Origin of the sequence: Rhodococcus sp. DT1 (assembly GCF_049844875.1) — a bacterium.
Classification (GTDB): Bacteria; Actinomycetota; Actinomycetes; order Mycobacteriales; family Mycobacteriaceae; genus Rhodococcus.
Genome location: NZ_JBNCLW010000015.1, coordinates 1 through 391 on the forward strand (window position 1 = coordinate 1; position 391 = coordinate 391).

Genomic DNA, 391 nt, shown 5'->3' on the forward strand with positions numbered 1-391 from the left:
ACGCTCATAAACACTTACTAACAAAGATGCTCGCGTCCACTGTGCAGTTCTCAAACAACACACAACAACCCCTACCGGAACCCACCCACAGGCGGAGAACTTTCGCAGATCATCGTCGCTGATCAAACACTCGCGTGTTCTCTCAGGACCCAACAGTGCACCGATATAACCCCTCGGCCTCTCCACTCAGGAAGAAACCGGATGAGAAGTAGCTGTCAGCGTTCCACCCATGAGCTCCTGCCGCTCCACATACGGGAACGAAACAGTCTCTGCCCCACAAGAAGTCCACCATTGTGAACCCTCGCCGGGAGAAGTGCTCCTTAGAAAGGAGGTGATCCAGCCGCACCTTCCGGTACGGCTACCTTGTTACGACTTCGTCCCAATCGCCGAT

General features: G+C 54.5%; 1 rRNA gene. It reads right to left on the minus strand.

Going from position 1 to position 391, the window contains the following annotated elements:
* Positions 1 to 324 precede the first annotated feature (324 nt).
* Positions 325 to 391 (minus strand): 16S ribosomal RNA (locus ACLQ3J_RS20920); the annotation flags it as partial.